Below are 21,754 nucleotides of genomic sequence, written 5' to 3'. Positions count from 1 at the left end.
CCCCCACACGAAAAGCCGCCTTGGCCTCCAGGCGGCTTTTTGCTTTCTGATCACCCCACTGACCGAGGCCCTGCCACCCATGCCCCTGCCACCCGCACCCAGCCGACGTGCTGCGCTCCTGGCGCCTGAAGCATTCGAGATCACTGCCCGCCCCCGTAAGCCCGCCGCCGACACCGCAGAGGTGACGGCAACCGATGCGCCCGCACGCTCCAGCGCCACCGGCCGCAGTGGCCGCAAGGCAGACAGCGTTGCGTCGGCCTCCATGCCTGCCGCCAGCGGCGGCATGGTGCAGGTCGAGACGCGCGGCCGCGCGGCAGCGCCCGCCCCTGCGATGGCAGCCCCGGAACGCGCCGAAGCACCTGCACGCAGCACGCCCCGCCGCACCGCCAAGGCACCTGCGGCAGCCACGCAGTCCGTTGCCGAAGCCGTGGCTCCGGCCACCACGCCAGCGGCAGGTGGCCGCACCAAGCGTGCCAGCCGCCCACGCGGCCCCGCCAAGCTGTTCGTGCTGGACACCAACGTGCTGCTGCACGACCCGACCAGCCTGTTCCGGTTTGAAGAGCACGACATCTTCCTGCCGATGATCGTGCTGGAAGAGCTTGACGGTCACAAGAAGGGCATGACCGAAGTCGCCCGCAATGGCCGCCAGACCAGCCGCACGCTCGATGCCCTCGCCGGCGTCCAGGGTGCCGACATCGGCCGCGGGCTCAAGCTGGACTCCACCGGCCAGCGCGCCGCTGGCGGATGCCTGTACTTCCAGACCGCACCACTGGACTACAGCCTGCCCACCAGCCTGCCCCCGGGCAAGGCCGACAACCAGATCCTGGGCGTGGTCGCGGCCCTGGCAAAGGAGCACACTCAACGGGAAGTGGTGCTGGTGTCCAAGGACATCAACATGCGCGTCAAGGCGCGCGCCCTGGGCCTGAACGCCGAGGACTACCAGAACGACAAGACGCTGGAAGACGGCGATCTGCTCTACGCCGGCGTGCTGGCCCTGCCACAGGATTTCTGGTCCAAGAGCGGCAAGAATGTGGAGAGCTGGCAGAGCGGCGCACACACGTACTACCGCATCGGCGGGCCCATCGTGCCGCAGCTGATGATCAACCAGTTCGTGTACTTCGAGGCGCCCGGCGAGCCCAGCCTGTTTGCGCGCGTGAGCGAGATCCGCGAAAAGACCGCGGTGCTGCAGACGCTCAAGGATTACGGTTCGGCCAAGAACGCGGTGTGGGGCGTGACCACCCGCAACCGCGAGCAGAACTACGCCATGAACCTGCTCATGGACCCGGAGATTGACTTCGTGACGCTGACCGGCACCGCTGGTACTGGCAAGACGCTGCTGGCCCTGGCCGCGGGACTCACGCAGGTGCTGGACGACCGGCGCTACACCGAGATCATCATGACCCGCGCCACGGTGAGCGTGGGCGAGGACATCGGTTTCCTGCCCGGCACCGAGGAAGAAAAGATGGGTCCCTGGATGGGCGCGCTGGACGACAACCTTGAATTTTTAGCCAAGGGCGATGGCGGCAACGCCGGCGAGTGGGGCCGCGCAGCCACCAACGAGCTGATCCGCAGCCGGATCAAGATCAAGAGCATGAACTTCATGCGCGGGCGTACCTTCCTGAACAAGTACGTGATCATCGATGAGGCGCAGAACCTGACGCCCAAGCAGATGAAAACGCTGATCACACGCGCGGGCCCGGGCACCAAGATCATCTGCATGGGCAACCTGGCGCAGATCGATACGCCGTACCTCACCGAAGGTTCGTCGGGGCTCACGTTTGCCGTCGACCGCTTCAAGGGCTGGCCACACAGCGGACACATCACGCTGGCGCGCGGTGAACGCTCGCGCCTGGCCGACTTTGCCAGCGAGGTACTCTGACCATGGTCGGCTGGGTCACCGCACTCAAGCTCGTGCCCTGGGGCGATGTCATCGAGGCCACGCCCCAGATCCTCAACGCCGCCAAGAAGCTGCTGGGCACCACACGCAAGGGCAAGGCCGATGCGCCGGGCGCCGCATCCATTGCGGCATCCGGTGAAGAGGCCGCCCTGCCTGTGGAAACCCAACTGCTGCACCTGCGCGAACGCGTCGGGCAACTGGAGCAGGAGCAAATCGATGGCGCAGCGCTGATCCAGTCACTTGCGCAGCAAAACGCGCAGGTGATACGGGCCGTGGAAGACCTGCGCAAGCGCAACCGGCGCCTCACCCTGGCGATCACGGTACTGGGAGCGACCTGCCTGGGGCTGCTGATCTGGGCAGTGACGCAATAGAGCCGCGGGCTGCGGCTGCTGTACGCGCTGACAACGCCGAAAAGTGCCTGGCAGGCCCACGCGGCACGGCAGCGCGTTTGCCGGGCCTTTGGCGACAAGCGGGGAGCAGGTGTCGGGCCTCAGCAGGTGCGTACGGCTGGTGCTGTTGCGCGGATTAGGGTGGACGCCAGCGCTGTGACACGCCAGCACATTTGCTATGTTTTAGATAGCAATAGGTGCTTGCAAATCAAGCGCTACAGCCCATTTTGACTAGTAATCGTCTCCAGAACCCATCGCCAGGTTCTCGAAACGCGTCTGGTTCTTCTGGAAGTACAGCTTCACCGTGCCGGTGGGGCCGTTACGCTGCTTGCCGATGATCACTTCGGCCACATTGGGCTCCTTGGAGTCCTTGTTGTAGTAATCGTCGCGGTAGATGAACATGATGATGTCGGCATCCTGCTCGATGGCGCCGGACTCGCGCAGGTCGGACATCATGGGGCGCTTGTCGGTGCGCTGTTCGACCGAGCGGTTGAGCTGCGACAGCGCGATCACCGGGCACTGCAGCTCCTTGGCCAGCATCTTCAGCCCCCGCGAGATCTCACCCAGCTCGGTGGCGCGGTTGTCGGAGCCTGATGAACCGGAGCCGCTCATCAGCTGCAAATAGTCCACCACGATCAGGCCGAGCTTGCCACACTGCCGCGCCAAGCGCCGCGCGTTGGCGCGCAGTTCGCTGGGCGTGAGGCCGGGGGTTTCGTCGATGTGGAGCGACACGGTGCGCAGCTTCTCGATGGCTTCCGTCAGGCGGGGCCATTCCTCGTCGGTCAGCTTGCCGGTACGCAGGTTGCCCTGGTTCACGCGGCCGATGGAGCCCACGATACGCACGGCCAGCTGGGCCGCGCCCATTTCCATCGAGAAGATAGCCACGGGCAGGCCTTCGTTGAGCGCCACATGCTCGGCGATGTTCACCGCGAACGAGGTCTTGCCCATGGAGGGGCGCGCTGCCAGCACCACCATGTCGCCCGCCTGCAGGCCGGACGTCATGCGGTCCAGGTCGGCAAAGCCGGTGGGCACGCCCGTCACGTCCACCGGGTTGTCGGCCATTTCCTGGACGCGGTCGAGCAGGTCGATCACCAGCGTGTCGAGCGACTGGAAGCCCTGCTTGGTGCGCGAGCCCTCTTCACCGATGGCGAAGATCTTGGCCTCGGCCTCGTCCAGGATGCGCTCGACTGTCTTCCCCTGCGGGTTGAATGCGTTGGTGGAAATCTCGTCGCTGGCCGTGACCAGCTTGCGCAGGATGGCCCGCTCCCGAACGATCTCGGCATAGCGCCGGATATTGCTGGCACTGGGCACGTACTGGGCCAGGTTGTTCAGGTAGGTGAGCCCACCGATATCCTGCGCCTTGCCCAGGTTGGTGAGGTGCTCGAACACGGTGATCACATCGGCCGGCTTGCTGGCATTGATGAGCGCGCCGATGGCCGTGTAGATCATCTGGTGCTCGTGCCGGTAAAAGTGGCTTTCGACCAGCAGGTCGCCCACGCGATCCCAGGCGTTGTTGTCCAGCAGCAGCCCGCCCAGCACGCTCGATTCCGCCTCGATCGAGTGCGGGGGCACGCGCAGCTTGGCTATCTCGCGGTCTGGCACCGGGGTGAAGCCGTCGTCGAGGGGGGGAAACACAGCAGACATGAAATCCTTTGACACCGAGAGCAGAGAGCCCTCCGAAAATACGGCCCGGGGACGCAATGTCGCCCACGGCCTTCGCCCAGCGGGTACTTGGTGACCCTGCTCCTACGGGCGCCTTGCGGTCGCCGCGTTTGTCATCGCTAACCGCGCCTCGGGCGCGGCCGCTGCTGTCGGCTTGACCAGTCGTTTCGCAGACCCATTGCGAGCCACGAAGCAGATCGAGGCCCGCGCCAGACATCCCGGGACAATCGCACGCAACCGTGGGCAACCCGTGATGCTATCGCCGGCGCAGCGCGCCGTCATTGCACAAGTCTGTGGATAACGCGTGCACTGCCGGTGGGCAGATGTGTATGAAACCGCTGGTTCGCGGCTGCACCACCGGTACAAAAAGAAAAGCCGCCCGAAGGCGGCTTTCTTTCGTGGCAGTTGCCGGGGAATCGGTCAGGCGGTTTCGCCGAGCACCGTCACCGTCACGTCCACCACCACGTCGGTGTGCAGGGCCACGCTCACAGTGGACTCGCTCACGACCTTGATGGGGCCATTGGGCATGCGGACCTGGGCCTTGACAACCTTGTAGCCTTGCTTGTTCAGCTCTTCGGCGATGTCATGGTTGGTCACGGAGCCGAACAGACGGCCGTCAACGCCAGCCTTCTGGGTCAGCTTGACGGTGGTGCCGCCCAGCTTTTCGCCTTGAGCCTGGGCTTCGGCCAGCTTGGCAGCTGCAGCCTTTTCCAGTTCAACGCGCTTGGCTTCGAACTCGGCCTTGTTGGCTTCGGTGGCGCGGCGTGCGCGGCCCGAAGGGATCAGGAAGTTGCGGGCGTAGCCGTCCTTGACCTTGACGATTTCGCCGAGGTTGCCGAGGTTCACAACCTTGTCGAGCAGGATGATTTGCATGGGTTGTGCTCCTTAGATCTTGTGCTGGTCGCTGTAAGGCACCAGGGCCAGGAAGCGGGCGCGCTTGATGGCGGTGTTCAGCTGGCGCTGGAAGATGGCGCGCGTGCCCGTCAGGCGTGCGGGGATGATCTTGCCGTTTTCGGCGATGAAATCGCGAAGCGTGTCGACATCCTTGTAGTCGATTTCTTCAACACCCGTCACCGTGAAGCGGCAAAAGCGCTTGCGCTTGAACAGCAGGGACTGGGTGTTGCGCTTTGGGCGCTTGTCTTTGTTGAACTTCTTGAATGCGGCCATTGCGGACCCCTTGCAAATTAATTTTGTTGAATATCCTGGATGTGCAGCACCGCGGTCTTGCCATTGCGCGGGGTGGCCAGAAAACCGGTGAAAGTCCAGAGACTTCCGATGTTCTGCCTTGCCAGGCGCTCGGCCATTGCTCCAAAAGCAATCGCCTTCATGGCAGCCTTGACTTCGCGCGGGGTGCCTGCTTCCGTCTGCCGGGACTCGTGTTCGAGTCGCAGCGTGATGGCGGGCAGTCCGGCGGGCGTGTAACGCAGGGGCTCAGCCTCTGCAATACAGGCGGTCAGGGCTACGCGGTTCTCCACTCCAATGAAGATGGATCAGCGGTCGCCGCGATCCGGGCGGTCACCGCGGTCTTGGCGCTCACCGCGCTCGCCACCGGCAGCTGCGTATTCCGCCTGGCTAGCCTTGCGGGCTTCTTCGCGCTCGACAGTCTTCATCATCGAAGATGGACCCGTGTCGGCCTTCTTCTTCTGGACCGTCAGGTGGCGCAGTACGGCGTCGTTGAACTTGAAGGCGTGCTCCAGTTCAGCCATCACAGCCTGGTCGGCTTCGATGTTCACGCACAGGTAGTGGGCCTTGGCCAGCTTGTTGATCAGGTACGCCAGTTGACGGCGGCCCCAGTCTTCCACGCGGTGCACCTTGCCACCGCCAGCGGTGATCATGCCCTTGTAGCGCTCCAGCATTGCTGGAACTTGCTCGCTTTGATCCGGATGGATCAACAAAATGATTTCGTAATGACGCATGCATACTCCTTTTGGGTAAGACCACCCGTTGCGTCCCGACCCGGATGGGTCGTGCGGTGTGGCAAGGCAAAGCCGGCGATTATAGCCCTGACTTGGCGGGCTTGTACACTCCCGCTGGCAAAACGGCTGTCTGCAGTGGCTCTGCATCAGGCAAACCGCCCGGTGGCACTTGCAAAAACGCAAGACGGGCCGACATCTGAGGCACCACCGGCCATCACCAGCAACAGCCCAGGCAGCCCCCGCGTTCCAAGCTGACCATGCCCCTACACGGGGGCTTGAATTCCGGCCGAAGGCCCGCAGCTACCGCGCGTACCCGCTCCATTACCTCTACAAGACCATGTCAGATCACAGCGAAACCAATCTCTCCCAGAGCGCTCCCGCCCCTGAAGAAGTCGAAGCCGCCATGGCCGCCCACGCGTCGGACGAACTGGCCCGCCTGCAGGGCGAGCTGGCCGAGCTCAAGGCCAAGAGCGCCGATCTGGCCGACCAGTTCCTGCGGGCCAAGGCCGAAGCCGAGAACGCCCGCCGTCGCGCCGAGGATGAAGTGTCCAAGGCCCGCAAGTTCGGTATCGAGAGCTTTGCCGAGAGCCTGCTGCCCGTGGCTGACAGCCTGGACGCCGCCCTGTCCATCAAAGAGGCCACGCCCCAGCAGCTGCGCGAAGGCGCTGATGCCACGCTGCGCCAGCTCACCTCGGCCCTGGAGCGCAACAAGGTGATGGCGATCAACCCCGCCGCAGGCGCGAAGTTCGACCCGCACCAGCACCAGGCCATCAGCGTCGTGCCTGCCGAGCAGGAACCCAACACCGTGGTCGCCGTGCTGCAAAAAGGCTACGTGATTGCAGAGCGCGTACTGCGCCCGGCCCTGGTCACCGTGACCGCGCCCAAGTGAGCTTTTGCAGATAAATCGACACGGATGACTTGAAGCAACGCAAGTTATCCACAAGTTACCAGTCATCCAAACCATTCAAGCATTCGGAGAAAAATCATGGGAAGAATCATCGGCATTGACCTGGGCACCACGAACAGCTGCGTTTCCATCATGGAAGGCAACACCACGCGTGTGATCGAAAACAGCGAAGGCGCCCGCACCACGCCTTCCATCGTGGCCTACCAGGAAGACGGCGAGATCCTCGTCGGCGCCTCGGCCAAGCGCCAGGCCGTGACCAACCCCAAGAACACGCTGTTCGCCATCAAGCGCCTGATCGGCCGCAAGTTCACCGAAAAGGAAGTGCAAAAAGACATCGACCTGATGCCCTACTCCATCGTGGCTGCCGACAACGGCGACGCCTGGGTGGAAGTGCGCGGCAAGAAGCTGTCAGCCCAGCAAGTGTCGGCCGACATCCTGCGCAAGATGAAGAAGACCGCCGAGGACTACCTGGGCGAGCCCGTGACCGAGGCCGTGATCACCGTGCCTGCGTACTTCAATGACGCACAGCGCCAGGCCACCAAGGACGCCGGCCGCATTGCAGGCCTCGATGTAAAGCGCATCATCAATGAGCCTACCGCTGCAGCCCTGGCCTTTGGCCTGGACAAGCAGGAAAAGGGCGACCGCAAGATTGCCGTGTATGACCTGGGTGGCGGCACGTTCGACGTGTCCATCATCGAGATCGCGGATGTGGACGGCGAAAAGCAGTTCGAAGTGCTGTCGACCAACGGCGACACCTTCCTGGGCGGCGAAGACTTCGACCAGCGCATCATCGACTACATCATCGACGAGTTCAAAAAGGAATCCGGCGTCAACCTCAAGAACGACGTGCTGGCCCTGCAGCGCCTGAAGGAAGCCGCCGAAAAGGCCAAGATCGAGCTGTCGAACTCGGCCTCGACCGACATCAACCTGCCCTACGTGACGGCCGATGCCTCGGGCCCCAAGCACCTGAACATCAAGCTGACCCGCGCCAAGCTGGAAGCCCTGGTGGACGAGCTGATCGAGCGCACCATTGCGCCCTGCCGCATGGCCATCAAGGATGCTGGCGTTTCGGTGTCCGACATCCATGACGTGATCCTGGTGGGCGGCATGACCCGCATGCCCAAGGTGCAGGAGAAGGTCAAGGAATTCTTCGGCAAGGAACCCCGCAAGGACGTGAACCCTGACGAAGCCGTGGCCGTGGGCGCTGCCATCCAGGGCCAGGTGCTGTCGGGCGACCGCAAGGACGTGCTGCTGCTGGACGTGACCCCTTTGTCGTTGGGCATTGAAACCCTGGGCGGTGTCATGACCAAGATGATCACCAAGAACACGACCATCCCGACGAAGTTCGCACAGACCTTCTCGACGGCCGATGACAACCAGCCTGCCGTGACCATCAAGGTGTTCCAAGGCGAGCGCGAGATGGCCTCGGGCAACAAGCTGCTGGGTGAGTTCAACCTCGAAGGCATTCCACCCGCAGCCCGTGGCACGCCACAGATCGAAGTGTCGTTCGACATTGACGCCAACGGCATCCTGCACGTGGGCGCCAAGGACAAGGGCACGGGCAAGGAAAACAAGATCACCATCAAGGCCAACTCCGGCCTCTCGGAAGAAGAAATCCAGAAGATGGTGAAGGATGCCGAGCTGAACGCCGCCGACGACAAGAAGAAGCTGGAGCTGGTGCAGGCCCGCAACCAGGGCGAAGCCGCTGTGCACAGCGTCAACAAGAGCCTGGCCGAGCATGGCGACAAGCTCGACGCGGGCGAAAAGGACGCGATCACTGCGGCCGTGAAGGCCCTGGAAGAAGTCTTGAAGGGCGAAGACAAGGCCGCCATTGACGACAAGACCACCGCGCTGATGGCCGCCAGCCAGAAGCTGGGCGAGAAGATGTATGCCGAGTCGCAAGCGGCGCAGGCAGCCCAGGCGGCCGGCGGTGCAGAGGCCGCAGGTGCATCGGCCGGCGCGTCCGCCAAGCCCGCTCACGACGACAACGTGGTCGACGCCGAGGTCAAGGAAGTCAAGAAGGGCTGAGCGAGCCCCCGTTGATCCGAGCCGCCGCGCATTGCTCGTAACGGGCTGCGCGGCGTTCCTGTTCCAACCGGGTTCTGAATGACCATGTCCAAAAGAGACTTTTACGAAATCCTGGGCGTTCCCAAGAACGCTTCGGACGAAGAAATCAAGAAGGCGTATCGCAAGCTGGCGATGAAGCACCACCCTGACCGCAACCAGGGTGATGCCGCCAAGCCTGCCGAAGAGAAGTTCAAGGAGGCCAAGGAGGCTTACGAGATGCTCTCCGACCCGCAAAAGCGGGCTGCCTATGACCAGTACGGCCACGCCGGCGTAGACCCGAACATGCGCGGCCCCGGTGGCGCGGGCGCGGAAGGCTTCGGCGGCTTTGCCGAGGCGTTTGGCGATATTTTTGGCGACATGTTCGGCCAGCAGGGCGGACGCGGGCGCGGTGCCGGTGGCCGCCAGGTCTACCGCGGCAGCGACCTCAGCTACGCCATGGAAATCACACTGGAAGAGGCCGCCCGCGGCAAGGACGCGCAGATCCGCATCCCGTCGTGGGAGAGCTGCGACACCTGCCACGGCAGCGGTGCCAAGCCCGGCACCAGCGCCAAGACCTGCGGCACCTGCCAGGGCGCGGGCACGGTGCAGATGCGCCAGGGCTTCTTCAGCGTGCAGCAGACCTGCCCGCACTGCCGCGGCACGGGCAAGATCATTCCCGAGCCGTGCACCACCTGCCATGGCCAGGGCAAGCTCAAGAAGCAAAAGACGCTGGAAGTGAAGATCCCCGCCGGCATTGACGACGGCATGCGCATCCGCAGCACGGGCAATGGCGAGCCGGGCACGAATGGCGGCCCGCCGGGCGACCTGTACATCGAGATCCGCCTGAAGAAGCACGACATCTTCGAGCGCGACGGCGACGACCTGCACTGCCAGGTGCCGGTGAGCTTCATCACCGCCGCACTGGGTGGCGAGATCGAGGTGCCCACGCTGCAAGGCAAGGCCGCCATCGACATCCCTGAAGGCACGCAGGCCGGCAAGCAGTTCCGCCTGCGCGGCAAGGGCGTCAAGGGCGTGCGCGCCAGCTACCCGGGCGACCTGTACTGCCACATTGCGGTAGAGACGCCTGTCAAGCTGACCGAGCACCAGCGCAAGCTGCTGCGCGAGCTGGAAGACTCGCTCAAGAAGGGTGGCGCACGCCACTCGCCCAGCGGCGAGAGCTGGACCGACCGGCTCAAGAACTTCTTCAGCTGACCACGCACAGGGCCCTGCAGGCCCGTGCCCACAGAACCGCCCGCCGCCGCACAGGCCCGGGCGGTTTTCTTTTGTGGCGCCTGCAGCGGGGCTGCCCACATGGCAGCTTGATGACACCCATCGCCCCGACCTTGACCTGAAGCAAGAAACCCCGGCTCACCCCAAGGGCGGCGCCCACAGCGCAGTAGGATGATTCATCAACGCTGGCGTATGGCCAGCTGCGGCTTCAGCCAAGGATCCGACATGGACGTCAACATCACTTTTCTCGGTGGCTCGGGCACCGTCACCGGCTCCAAGTACCTGGTGCGCCACGGCGGCAAGTGCCTGCTGGTGGACTGCGGGCTGTTCCAGGGCTACAAGCAGCTGCGCCTGCGCAACTGGCAGCCGCTGCCGGTCACGCCCGGGCAGATCGACGCGGTGCTGCTGACCCATGCCCACCTGGACCACAGCGGCTACCTGCCGCTGCTGGCGCGCGACGGCTATACGCGCGCCATCCATGCCACACCGGCTACCCGCGACCTGTGCGCCATCCTGCTACCCGACAGCGGCCACCTGCAGGAAGAAGACGCCGCCTTCCTGAACCGCCACCAGCTCAGCAGCCACAGCCCTGCCCTGCCGCTGTACACGCGGCTCGATGCGGTGCACTGCATGCGCCAGTTCAAGGTGCACACCATGAACGCCGCGTTCGAGCCCCTGCCCGGCTGGCGCGCCACCTTTTCGCCTGCAGGCCACATCCTGGGTGCGGCCAGCGTCTTGCTGGAAGTGGGCGGGCGGCGCATCCTTTTCTCGGGCGACCTGGGCCGGCCAGACGACCTGCTGATGAACCCACCCGACGCGCCCCCCGTGGCTGACACGGTGCTGATCGAATCGACCTACGGCGACCGCCAGCATCCACCCGAAACCCTGCTGGAAGAACTGGGCCCTGCCCTGCAGCGCTTGGCAGGCCGCGGCGGCGTGGCCGTGGTGCCCGTGTTTGCCGTGGGCCGTGCGCAGATGGTGCTGCACGCCATCGGGCTGCTGAAGGCGCAAGAGGCGGTGCCCAAGTCACTGAAGGTGTTTCTCGACAGCCCCATGGCCGTGAGCACCACGGGCCTGTACCAGCACCACCTGGGCGAGCACCGGCTGAATGCGCGCGAGGTGCAGGCCATGGAGCACGGTGCCACCATGGTGCAGACGCCGGAGCAATCGAAGGGGCTGGCGCGCCTGCACGGGCCGATGGTGATCCTGGCGGCCAGCGGCATGGCCACCGGCGGGCGCGTGCTGCACCACCTGGCGCTGCATGCAGGCGACCACCGCAACATGATCATCCTGACCGGCCACCAGGCACCGGGCACGCGCGGAGCCCGGCTGGCCGACGGCGAAAAGACTATTCGCATCCATGGGCAGGACGTGAGCGTGAGCGCCGAGGTGGTCAAGCTCTCGTCTGCATCGGCCCATGCCGACGGCAACCAGCTCATCGCGTGGCTGCGCAGCATGGGGCACGCGCCCGACCAGGTGTTTGTGGTGCACGGGGAGATGAGCGCAGCCGACCACCTGCGCCAGCGCATTGCGCACGAGCTGCGCTGGCGGGTGAGCGTGCCGGAGCATGGGAGCACGGTGGCGGCGTGATCAGGGTGTGATGGGCAGAGTTGCGGAGCCGATGGTTGCGCACGGCCCAGCCACCTGCCTGGATTGCGCGTACTTCTCCCGCTGTCGTCGCCCCGCCAGCATTGATCATTGCCTTAGTGCCAACCCGCACTGGCTCAACCTGGGGTTGCCCCCCTCCCAGTCGCATCCCCCAGTGCTGCACCAATATGCTATACATTTGATAGCTACAAGTGCAATAAATACGTGCGCTAGCGGTATATTTGACCGAGAAGTTGCTGGAAAAGGCTCTTTTGACCGCCAGCCCAGCGCCAGAAAAAACGTCCATTCAGCGACCTCGGCCATCGCATTCCACGATGACAACGTGATGAAATGCCGCTGAAAATAACGATCCTTCTCCGAACAAGAGGCCTCCACCCTCCATGAAAAGCTCCGAGCGCAGTTTTGCGCGCCGCATTGACCTGACCTCGCTCCAGCTGTTTGTGGCGGTGTGCGAGCTGGGCAGCATCGGCCGCGCTGCGGAGCGCGAATTCATTGCGGCGTCAGCCGTCAGCAAGCGCCTGTCGGACCTGGAAACGGCGGTGGACACCCCCCTGCTGTACCGCCACAGCCGCGGCGTCACGCTGACACCCGCGGGAGAGAGCCTGCTGCACCACGCACGCACGGTGCTGTTCGGCCTGGAGCGCATGCAGGGCGAGCTCAGCGAATACGCCGACGGTGTGCGCGGCCATGTGCGCATGCACGCCAACATCTCGGCCATCTTTCAGTTTCTGCCCGAAGACCTGGGCGCTTTTGCCCGGCTGCACAGCCAGATCAAGATCGACCTGCAGGAGCACCTCTCCAGCGCCGTGCTGCACGCCGTGCAGGAAGGCGCCGCCGACCTGGGCATCTGCAACCTGGGCCAGGCCAGCACCGCACCCGCACCGGGCCTGGCCGAAGCGCCTCTTGCAGAGCCACCAGGCGCTACGGCTGCCGCGCCGCGCACTGCCGCCGGTTTGCAAAGCCGCCCCTACCGCACCGACCGCCTGATGCTGGTAGTGCCGCAGGGCCATGCACTGGCCGCCCGCGACAGCATTGCTTTTGAAGAAGTGCTCGACTGGGACATCGTAGGACTGCATGCCAACAGCAGCATCAGCCTGGCGATGCGCGCAGCCGCCGCCACGGCTGGGCGCACGCTGCGCCAGCGCATCCAGGTCACCGGCCTCGATGCCATGTGCCGCATGATCGACAACGGCCTGGGCGTGGGCCTGCTGCCCGACCGCGCCTTTGAGCTGATGCAGAGCGTGGGCCACCTGCACGCCGTGCCGCTGACCGACGCCTGGGCCCACCGCGAACTGCGCGTGGTGGCCCGCGACTTCGACGCACTGCCGGTGACGGCGCGCCTGCTGGTGGAGCACCTGGCACCGCGCGAGCCGCTACCCGTACAGGCCATTACGTCCGCCACGGCGGCTGCTGCGCCTGCACGCCAGGCACACCACTAGAATTTCCCACCCACCTGAAAACCAAGAAAGCCTCGCCATGGGACGCACCCTCTACGACAAGATCTGGGACGAGCACGTTGTGCACACCGAAGAAGATGGCACGTCCATCCTCTACATCGACCGCCATCTGGTGCACGAGGTGACCAGCCCCCAGGCCTTTGAGGGCCTGCGCGAAGCCGGTCGCAAGGTCTGGCGCATGAGCTCCATCGTGGCCACCGCCGACCACAACACGCCCACCACCGGCTGGGAAAACGGCTACGACGGCATTACCGACCCGATCAGCAAGGAGCAGATCACCACGCTGAACGACAACATGGCGCAGATCACGCCCGCGGCGTTCTTCCCGTTCATGCACAAGCGCCAAGGCATCGTCCATGTAATTGGCCCCGAAAACGGCGCCACCCTGCCCGGCATGACGGTGGTGTGCGGCGACAGCCACACCAGCACGCACGGCGCGTTTGGTGCACTGGCCCACGGCATCGGCACCTCCGAGGTCGAACACGTGATGGCCACGCAGACCCTGCTGGCCAAAAAGGCCAAGAACATGCTGGTGCAGGTGGACGGCACGCTGGCCAAAGGCGTGACGCCCAAGGACGTGGTGCTGGCCATCATCGGCAAGATCGGCACGGCGGGCGGCACGGGCTACACCATTGAATTTGCAGGCTCCGTCTTCCGTGCCATGAGCATGGAAGGCCGCATGACGGTATGCAACATGGCCATCGAAGGCGGCGCGCGCGCGGGCCTGGTGGCGGTGGACGACAAGACCATCGAATACGTCAAGGGCCGCCCTCTGTCACCCACGGGCGTGGAATGGGACCAGGCCGTGGCGTACTGGAAGACGCTGCACTCCGACCCCGACGCGAAGTTCGACACCGTCGTCAAGCTCGATGCCGCCGATATCGTGCCGCAGGTCACCTGGGGCACCAGCCCCGAGATGGTGCTCGGCGTGGATGCTCGCGTGCCCGACCCTGACAAGGAAAAGGATGCGAACAAACGCGGTGCCATCGAACGCGCCCTCACCTACATGGGCCTGCAGCCCGGCAAGGCCATCAACGACATCACCATCGACAAGGTATTCATCGGCAGCTGTACCAACAGCCGCATCGAAGACATGCGCGAAGCCGCTGCCGTGGTGAAGAACCTGGGCCGCAAGGTGGCCAGCAATGTGAAACTGGCCATGGTGGTGCCCGGCTCGGGCCTCGTCAAAGAGCAGGCCGAGCGCGAAGGCCTGGACAAGATCTTTCTGGCCGCAGGCTTTGAGTGGCGCGAGCCGGGCTGCAGCATGTGCCTGGCCATGAACGCCGACCGCCTGGAGCCCGGCGAGCGCTGCGCATCCACCAGCAACCGAAACTTTGAAGGTCGTCAGGGCGCTGGTGGCCGCACCCACCTGGTGAGCCCCGCGATGGCTGCAGCCGCTGCCGTGCACGGCCATTTCGTAGACATTCGCCAGTTCGCCTGACCCCATCCACCCACGCATCAAGACTGAAGGAACCTCGCCATGAAGAAGACCGCCACCCTCATCGCCCTGTCCCTGGCTTTTGTGCTGGCCGGCTGCAACACCGTCAAGGGTGTGGGCCAGGACATCGAACGCGCAGGCAACGCCATCGAGCGCGCAGCCAAGTAAACAAGGTCCCCATGCAGAAATTCACCTTACTCAAGGGCCTCGTGGCCCCGATGGACCGCGAGAACGTCGACACCGACGCCATCATCCCCAAGCAGTTTCTGAAGTCGATCAAGAAGACCGGCTTTGGCGTGAACCTGTTTGACGAATGGCGCTACCTGGACCACGGCGAGCCGGGCCAGGACCCGGCCAGCCGCAAGCCCAACCCCGACTTCGTGCTGAACCAGCCACGCTATGCAGGCGCCTCCGTGCTGCTGGCGCGCAAGAACTTCGGCTGCGGCTCCAGCCGCGAGCACGCGCCGTGGGCGCTGGACCAGTACGGCTTTCGCGCCGTAATTGCGCCCAGCTTTGCCGACATCTTCTTCAACAACTGCTTCAAGAACGGCCTGCTGCCCATCGTGCTGCCCGAGACCACGGTGGCCCAGCTGTTTGATGAAGTGCACGCCTTCCCCGGCTACCAGCTCACCATCGACCTGGAGCGCCAGGTCATCGTGCGCCCCCAGGGCGAAGAGATCCCGTTCGAGGTGCAGGCCTTTCGCAAATACTGCCTGCTCAACGGCTTTGACGACATCGGCCTGACCCTGCGCCAGTCCGACAAGATCAAGGCTTTTGAAGCCCAGCGCCTGGCCACCAAGCCTTGGCTGGCGCATTCGATGGTCTCCTGATCCACATTTCAAGCAAAAACGGCCTGTAGCGCATGCAAATCATGCGCTGGCAGCTATCAATAACAGAGCAAACAACAATGAAGATCGCAGTTCTGCCGGGTGACGGCATCGGCACCGAAATCGTGGCCGAGGCCGTCAAGGTTCTCAAGGCACTCGACCTGAAGTTCGAGATGGAATCCGCACTGGTCGGCGGCGCCGCGTACGAGGCCCACGGCCACCCGCTGCCCGAGTCCACGCTCAAGCTCGCCAAGGAGGCCGACGCCATACTGTTCGGCGCTGTGGGCGACTGGAAGTACGACAAGCTCGACCGGCCGCTCCGCCCTGAGCAAGCCATTCTGGGCCTGCGCAAGAACCTGGGCCTGTTCGCCAACTTCCGCCCCGCCATCTGCTACGAGCAACTGGTGGGTGCATCCAGCCTCAAGCCCGAGCTGATCGCAGGCCTCGATATCCTCATCATCCGCGAGCTGACGGGCGACATCTACTTCGGCCAGCCACGCGGCCGCCGCGTGGCTACCGACGGCCACTTCCCTGGCGCCGAAGAAGCCTTCGACACCATGCGCTACAGCCGCCCCGAGATCGAGCGCATCGCCCACGTCGCCTTTCAGGCCGCCCGCAAGCGCAGCAAGAAGGTCACCAGCGTGGACAAGGCCAACGTGCTGGAAACCTTCCAGTTCTGGAAGGACGTGGTCACCGACGTGCACAAGGAATACCCCGACGTCGAGCTGCAGCACATGTACGTGGACAACGCGGCCATGCAGCTGGTGAAGGCCCCCAAGGCGTTCGACGTGGTGGTCACCGGCAACATGTTCGGCGACATCCTGTCGGATGAAGCCTCGATGCTCACCGGCTCCATCGGCATGCTGCCATCGGCCAGCCTGAACAGCAGCAACCAGGGCCTGTACGAGCCCAGCCACGGCAGCGCGCCGGACATCGCCGGCAAAGGCGTGGCCAACCCGCTGGCCACCATCCTGAGCGCCGCGATGATGCTGCGCTTCAGCCTGAACCAGGAAGCCGCCGCCCAGCGGATTGAAGCGGCTGTGCAGAAGGTGCTGGCGCAAGGCCTGCGCACGCCAGACATCTACAGCGAAGGCACCACCAAGGTGGGCACGGCGCAGATGGGCGATGCCGTGGTGAAGGCGCTCGCCAGCTAAATTTGGCAGCTTTATCCACCCCGCAAAGCGCCGGTTATCCGGCGCTTTTTCTTTGGGGGTTCGCCCGCTTTAGACCCACCCGTTGTCGATGAATTCCAGGATGGAATAGCGCCGGTTTTCCAGCGCCTGCCGGCGCACAGCGGCCACGATCTGCGCGACGCCGTCGGCGTACGGTGCGTCGCCATACACGCGGGTTTCCATCCGGATGCTGCAGGCGCCGTCCTCGATCGCCACCTCATGGAAGGCGTGTCGCGCCAGATGCTCGGGCGGAATCTGCAGTGCGTTTTGCTGAACCTGTACGTCTCGCACCGACCTAATCTCCGACGCATCCAGCCCCAGTGACTCGGCCATGCTGACCGCCGTGCCCGGCACGGACGTCTTGCCCGCCTGGTGGGATTCGACCAGCCCGATGCGGTAACCGCGGAACAGCGCCCCGCTGCGCCCGAGCATCGCCATGAACTTGAGCATCAGGATGTTGGTGTTGGGGCACAGGATCACGGGGCACGCCACCGGGCCCTCTTCGAGCACAGAGCCGGTGGCCAGCTCCACCAGCGCCGACTGCGTGGTTTCGCAAAAGCGCCGGACCTCGTCGATCTCGCGACCCGAGCCCGCGTGGACGACGACAGATTTGGCGGTTTGCAACTCCCCCGACCGCCATGCCACGACACGGCCACCAAGCCCGGCATCCAGCGCCGCCAGCAACTCCCGGGCGAGCTTGCCCGACCCCACGACGATGACTTGCATGTTCCGCAATCCGATCCAATGACGACGAGGGAGCGACTGTAGACGCTGGAGCGGGACCAGAAGATAGCTGCAGGCCTATTGCGGTCACCAGACCGTGCCAAACGCCGCGGCATCCGTGCACAGCCTGACTGCGGCGGAGCTGCGTTCACCGCATCAGCTACAATTCCAGCCCATGTTTGCCGCCCGCCCGTTCGCCCTGAACACAGCATCCGCCGCCCAGGCCGGTGTGGCTGCGCGCGCAATCATGATCAAAACCACGACCACTATTAAGGGCTGATCCAGCTCCGGTATCGTCGTGCGCCCTCCCTGGCCCAGACGAGCCGGGGCAGACAGTCCGGTCGGGCACTGTTTGTAACTATGAAAAGGGGCGAGAAATGAGCAAGTTGGTAGGTTTGGTCGGCTGGCGCGGCATGGTCGGCTCGGTGTTGATGGACCGCATGGTGCAGGAAAAGGACTTCGACCTGATCGAGCCCCTGTTCTTCTCCACCTCCAACGCAGGCGGCAAGGCCCCGGCCCAGGCCAAGAACGAAACCACGCTGCAGGACGCGTTCAACATCGAGCAGCTCAAGCGCTGCGAAATCATCATCACCGCCCAGGGCGGCGACTACACCAGCGAGGTGTACCCCAAGGTGCGCGCTGCCGGCTGGAACGGCCACTGGATCGACGCCGCATCCTCGCTGCGTATGGAAAAGAACGCGGTCATCGTGCTGGACCCAGTCAACATGCCGGTCATCAAGAATGCGCTGGCCAACGGCGGCAAGGACTGGATCGGTGGCAACTGCACCGTGAGCTGCATGCTGATGGGCGTGGGCGCGCTGTACAAGGCAGGCTTGGTGGAGTGGATGAGTACCCAGACCTACCAGGCGGCGTCGGGCGGTGGCGCCCAGCACATGCGCGAACTGCTCACGCAGTACGGCACGCTCAATGCTGAAGTGAAGGCGCTGCTGGACGACCCAAAGAGCGCCATCCTGGAGATCGACCGCAAGGTCATCGCCAAGCAGCGCAGCCTATCTGCAGCCGAAACGGCCAACTTCGGCGTGCCTCTGGGCGGCTCGCTGATCCCGTGGATCGACAAGGACCTGGGCCTCGGAAAAAGCCAGGACGAGCTTGGCTGGGGAATGTCCAAGGAAGAGTGGAAGGGCATGGCCGAGACCAACAAGATCCTCGGCATGGGCGAAGGCTTCAACTCGGCCGCCATCCCGGTCGACGGCTTCTGCGTGCGTGTAGGCGCCATGCGCTGCCACAGCCAGGCGCTGACTTTCAAGCTGAAGAAGGACGTGCCCGTGGCCGACATTGAGGCCATGATCGCCGCCGACAACGAGTGGGTAAAGGTAGTGCCTAACACCCGCGAGGCAACCATCAAGGACCTGACTCCCGTGGCCGTGACCGGCACCATGACCATCCCGGTCGGCCGCGTCCGCAAGCTGGCCATGGGGCCGGAATACGTTGGCGCCTTCACCATTGGTGACCAGCTGTTGTGGGGCGCTGCCGAGCCCTTGCGCCGCATGCTGCGCATCCTGCTCGACGCCTGATCCGCACCCTCGAAAGCGCGCACAACCTTCGATGTGCGCGCTTTTTCGTTGGCGATGCCAAGACACAACCAGTTACGCCTCGTTGGCAATAGGCAACATGTGTTCGCACCAAAGCGGGGCGCTAACCGGGCGCTGAAAGCTTCCGCAGCACCTCAGCTTGTCAGTGCAAAACATTGATGCTATGGTGCTTTTTACATATTTTCACGCGCCGGGGCGGGACCAGACCATGCGAAAAAAAACGCCGCTCGACCGAGCCGTTCAAAAACCTCATCAGTTGTTGGCAAACATGCATCGTTGGAAATTTTCTGTCCTGGCGGCCGCGGCCGTCGCGTCGGCCGGCTTTTACTCGGCTGACGCGTCCGCGCTGGCGCTGGGTCGCATCACAGTGCAGTCTGCCTTGGGCGAGCCGTTGCGCGCCGAAATCGACATTCCCCAGATCACCCCTGCCGAGGCAGACACCCTGCGGGCAACCACGGCTACGCCCGATGTCTTCCGCACGCAAGGGATGGAGTACACCCAGCTCGTCAGCAATCTGCAGTTCCAGTTGCAGCGGCGCCCTGACGGCACGGCGTTTTTGCGGCTGAGCAGCGAACGGCCCGTGAACGAGCCGTTCCTCGACATCGTTCTGGATGCCAACTGGGGTTCTGGTCGCATCGTGCGCAGCTACACGATGCTGTTTGACCCGCCAGCCTTGCGCCGCCCAGCGCCAGCAGCCACTGCAGCTCCACAGATCTCGGCACCCGCTTCGCCCGCAGTGCAGGCACCGTCGGCTGCGCCACGTTCGCCAGCAGCCGTGCGATCTGCCGAGCCCACGGCCCCACGATCTGCACCTGCGCCCGCAGCTGCCCGCGCTGCCCCAGCCGGGGGTGTGACCGTACAGTCCGGCGACACGGCCGGCCGTCTGGCCAGCGCTTACCGACCCGCAGATGTTTCCCTCGACCAGATGCTGGTTGCCATGATGCGCGCTAATCCGGACGCATTCATCCAGGGCAACGTGAACCGTCTCAAGGCCGGCGCTGTGCTGCAAATGCCTGACCAGGCAGCAGCCCAGGCCACTCCGGCGCCGGAGGCGCGCCAGATTCTTGCAGCCCAGGCCCGCGACTTCAACGAGTTCCGCCGCAAGCTGGCTGGGGCCGCACCCTCCACCGAAGTGGCTGCAGCCCAGCGTTCAGCCACAGGCACGGTACAGACGCGTGTGGAGGACCGGAAGGCTGCGACTGCAGCGCCTGACAAGCTGACGCTTTCAAAGGGATCGCTGCAAGGGCAGAAGGCCGCCGAAGAAAAAGTGGCCAAGGACAAGCAGGCCGGCGAAGCAGCCACGCGAATGGCCGAGTTGTCCAAGAACATCACCGACCTGAACAAGCTGGGCGCGGCATCAGCGGCCGCTGGTGCAGGCACTACACCCGCGCCTTCGGCCAGCGCCGCCGCTGGTGTAGCCGTAAAGAGCCCCGTGGTACCGGCCACGCCGGTAGCGCCTGAAACCCCGGCTGTCGCGGCACCCGCCGCGCCCGCGCCAGCACCGGTTGCCAGCGCTCCTGCGGAAGCCCCGCCCGCAGCAGAGGCGGCATCCGCACCGGCATCTACCCCTGCCGAGGTGCCAGCCCCTCCGCCCGCGCCCGCTGCTCCACCACCGCCACCCGTCGCTGTGCCGCCCCTCGCCGCTGAACCCAGTTTCATGGACGGCTTGATGGAAGACCCCATGTTGCCTCTCGCGGGCGGTGGACTGCTCGCACTTTTGCTGGGCTATGGCGCTTACCGCATTGCACAGCGGCGCAAGCAGGCCGGCGGCGTGGACAGCTCTTTCCTCGAAAGCCGCATTCAACCGGACTCGTTCTTTGGCGCCAGTGGCGGCCAACGCGTGGATACCGCCAACAGCGACATGACGACCGGTTCGTCCATGGCCTATTCCCCGAGCCAGCTTGATGCTGGCGGCGACGTGGACCCCGTTGCCGAGGCCGACGTTTATCTGGCCTATGGCCGTGACCTCCAGGCTGAAGAAATCCTCAAGGAAGCCATCCGGCACAACCCCGCCCGTGTGTCCGTACACGTCAAACTGGGCGAGATCTACGCGAAGCGCCAGGATCGCAAGGCATTGGAAGCGGTGGCGGGTGACGTCTTCAAGCTGACCCAGGGCGAAGGCCCCGACTGGGCGCGGATTGCCGAACTTGGCCGCGAGCTTGATCCCGAGAACCGCATCTACCAGCCAGGCGGCCGCCCTGGCATGCCTGACGAGGACTATCCGTCGCTTCCACCGGGCAGCTTTGCCAGCACCTTCCCTGGCGCACCTGCCGCTGGAGCAGCCGCCGTTGCCATGGCGCCCCCTGACTTGGATCTGGATCTGGACCTTGATCTGGACCTGCCCGATGATGCTTTGACCGACGCGCCAGCCGCACCAGGGGGCTTTGCAGCCGCCGCGGCAGCTGCGTCAGCGCCGAACCGGGGGAACGCCACTTCGGATGCAGACGACATTTCCACCGTCCGCCCCGGCCTGGAGCCAGTGGCATCGACTGACTGGGCACCGCAGGAAACAGCACCAAGCCCCATCGCACCTGCGCCCATGGCTTCCAATCTCGATTTCCCGAGCGTTGACGATCTCAGCATGGCGCCATCGGGCCCCATGCCGCTGATCGGCGACCCGCCAGATTCGGCGCCGATGGAGTTTGACCTTGGCGAACTGTCTCTTGATCTGAACGCGCCCTCTCAGCCCATGGCACGCCCAGTTGCTGCCCCGGTATCAGCCGCGGCACAGCCGGACTATGAGGATGACGGCTCTGCAGCCGCGCAGGATGATCCGCTGGCCACCAAGCTCGCATTGGCTGAGGAATTCAACGCCATCGGCGATACCGACGGCGCCCGCACGCTGATCGAAGAAGTCGTGGCGGAAGCCACAGGCACGCTCAAGACCCGCGCCCAGCGGATGTTGGCCGATCTCGGCTGATGCTCCGCG

Annotated in this window: 19 protein-coding genes; 13 read left to right on the top strand and 6 right to left on the bottom strand. The window is 64.5% G+C overall.

Translation table 11 applies throughout. From position 1 onward, the window contains the following. The first annotated feature begins 79 nt into the window (after positions 1-79). Together ACTPOI_RS08005 and ACTPOI_RS08000 are read left to right on the top strand one after the other, a co-directional pair. Positions 80-1,879, top strand: coding sequence for a PhoH family protein (locus tag ACTPOI_RS08005; RefSeq protein WP_440108063.1), 1,800 nt, complete (start codon positions 80-82; stop codon positions 1,877-1,879). Positions 1,880-1,881: 2 nt separating this feature from the next. After that, entirely contained in the window at positions 1,882-2,268 is a 387-nt protein-coding gene (locus tag ACTPOI_RS08000; RefSeq protein ID WP_440108062.1) for a hypothetical protein, read from the top strand. Positions 2,269-2,517: 249 nt separating this feature from the next. Here ACTPOI_RS08000 and dnaB read toward each other — a convergent pair whose 3' ends face one another. The 5 genes from dnaB to rpsF form a co-directional block, all read right to left on the bottom strand. Next, positions 2,518-3,930, bottom strand: coding sequence for a replicative DNA helicase (gene dnaB, locus ACTPOI_RS07995; RefSeq protein ID WP_291516585.1), 1,413 nt, complete (start codon positions 3,928-3,930; stop codon positions 2,518-2,520). Positions 3,931-4,368: 438 nt separating this feature from the next. Continuing rightward, positions 4,369-4,821 (bottom strand): 50S ribosomal protein L9, encoded by a 453-nt coding sequence (rplI, locus tag ACTPOI_RS07990; protein ID WP_291516587.1) that lies wholly within the window; start codon positions 4,819-4,821, stop codon positions 4,369-4,371. Between the two features lie 12 nt (positions 4,822-4,833). After that, a complete protein-coding gene (gene rpsR / locus ACTPOI_RS07985; RefSeq protein ID WP_119108310.1) occupies positions 4,834-5,115 on the bottom strand; it encodes a 30S ribosomal protein S18 in 282 nt (93 codons plus the stop codon). A 17-nt stretch (positions 5,116-5,132) separates the two neighbouring features. Next, on the bottom strand, positions 5,133-5,423 hold the full coding sequence (gene priB / locus ACTPOI_RS07980; RefSeq protein ID WP_069105171.1) for a primosomal replication protein N: 291 nt from the start codon (positions 5,421-5,423) through the stop codon (positions 5,133-5,135). Positions 5,424-5,438: 15 nt separating this feature from the next. Continuing rightward, positions 5,439-5,864 carry a 30S ribosomal protein S6 gene (gene rpsF, locus ACTPOI_RS07975; RefSeq protein ID WP_440108061.1) on the bottom strand — a complete coding sequence of 142 codons (426 nt, stop codon included), beginning with the start codon at positions 5,862-5,864 and terminating at the stop codon, positions 5,439-5,441. 337 nt (positions 5,865-6,201) lie between these two features. Between rpsF and grpE the strand changes: the two genes are divergently transcribed. From grpE to leuB, 9 genes are all read left to right on the top strand, one after another. Continuing rightward, complete coding sequence (gene grpE / locus ACTPOI_RS07970; protein WP_069106622.1) at positions 6,202-6,753, top strand: nucleotide exchange factor GrpE; 552 nt, start codon at positions 6,202-6,204, stop codon at positions 6,751-6,753. A gap of 96 nt (positions 6,754-6,849) precedes the next feature. Continuing rightward, on the top strand, positions 6,850-8,799 hold the full coding sequence (dnaK, locus tag ACTPOI_RS07965; protein WP_440108060.1) for a molecular chaperone DnaK: 1,950 nt from the start codon (positions 6,850-6,852) through the stop codon (positions 8,797-8,799). An 84-nt stretch (positions 8,800-8,883) separates the two neighbouring features. Then, positions 8,884-10,029: a molecular chaperone DnaJ gene (dnaJ, locus tag ACTPOI_RS07960; RefSeq protein WP_440108059.1), complete on the top strand. Its 1,146-nt coding sequence runs from the start codon at positions 8,884-8,886 to the stop codon at positions 10,027-10,029. A 243-nt stretch (positions 10,030-10,272) separates the two neighbouring features. Next, positions 10,273-11,637: an MBL fold metallo-hydrolase gene (locus tag ACTPOI_RS07955; RefSeq protein WP_440108058.1), complete on the top strand. Its 1,365-nt coding sequence runs from the start codon at positions 10,273-10,275 to the stop codon at positions 11,635-11,637. 398 nt (positions 11,638-12,035) lie between these two features. Beyond that, entirely contained in the window at positions 12,036-13,094 is a 1,059-nt protein-coding gene (locus ACTPOI_RS07950; protein WP_440108057.1) for a LysR family transcriptional regulator, read from the top strand. 37 nt (positions 13,095-13,131) lie between these two features. Beyond that, positions 13,132-14,553 carry a 3-isopropylmalate dehydratase large subunit gene (gene leuC / locus ACTPOI_RS07945; RefSeq protein ID WP_440108056.1) on the top strand — a complete coding sequence of 474 codons (1,422 nt, stop codon included), beginning with the start codon at positions 13,132-13,134 and terminating at the stop codon, positions 14,551-14,553. A gap of 39 nt (positions 14,554-14,592) precedes the next feature. Further along, positions 14,593-14,718, top strand: coding sequence for an entericidin A/B family lipoprotein (locus ACTPOI_RS07940; protein WP_069105166.1), 126 nt, complete (start codon positions 14,593-14,595; stop codon positions 14,716-14,718). A gap of 11 nt (positions 14,719-14,729) precedes the next feature. Then, the gene (gene leuD / locus ACTPOI_RS07935) at positions 14,730-15,380 is read left to right on the top strand and encodes a 3-isopropylmalate dehydratase small subunit (RefSeq protein ID WP_440108055.1); all 651 of its coding nucleotides are present in this window, start codon (positions 14,730-14,732) and stop codon (positions 15,378-15,380) included. Positions 15,381-15,457: 77 nt separating this feature from the next. Continuing rightward, entirely contained in the window at positions 15,458-16,531 is a 1,074-nt protein-coding gene (gene leuB / locus ACTPOI_RS07930) for a 3-isopropylmalate dehydrogenase (RefSeq protein ID WP_440108054.1), read from the top strand. A 69-nt stretch (positions 16,532-16,600) separates the two neighbouring features. Here the strand turns inward: leuB and ACTPOI_RS07925 are convergent, their stop codons facing one another. Continuing rightward, entirely contained in the window at positions 16,601-17,275 is a 675-nt protein-coding gene (locus ACTPOI_RS07925) for a dihydrodipicolinate reductase (RefSeq protein WP_440108053.1), read from the bottom strand. 374 nt (positions 17,276-17,649) lie between these two features. Here ACTPOI_RS07925 and asd point away from each other — a divergent pair, with 374 nt between their 5' ends. Beyond that, positions 17,650-18,807: an aspartate-semialdehyde dehydrogenase gene (asd, locus tag ACTPOI_RS07920; protein WP_440108052.1), complete on the top strand. Its 1,158-nt coding sequence runs from the start codon at positions 17,650-17,652 to the stop codon at positions 18,805-18,807. A gap of 286 nt (positions 18,808-19,093) precedes the next feature. Continuing rightward, complete coding sequence (locus tag ACTPOI_RS07915; protein WP_440108051.1) at positions 19,094-21,745, top strand: FimV/HubP family polar landmark protein; 2,652 nt, start codon at positions 19,094-19,096, stop codon at positions 21,743-21,745. Positions 21,746-21,754: the final 9 nt, after the last annotated feature.

This window comes from Acidovorax sp. BL-A-41-H1, assembly GCF_051942715.1.
The sequence above is the reverse complement of the archived record's forward strand: the minus strand, read 5'-3'. Positions and strand labels throughout refer to the sequence as shown.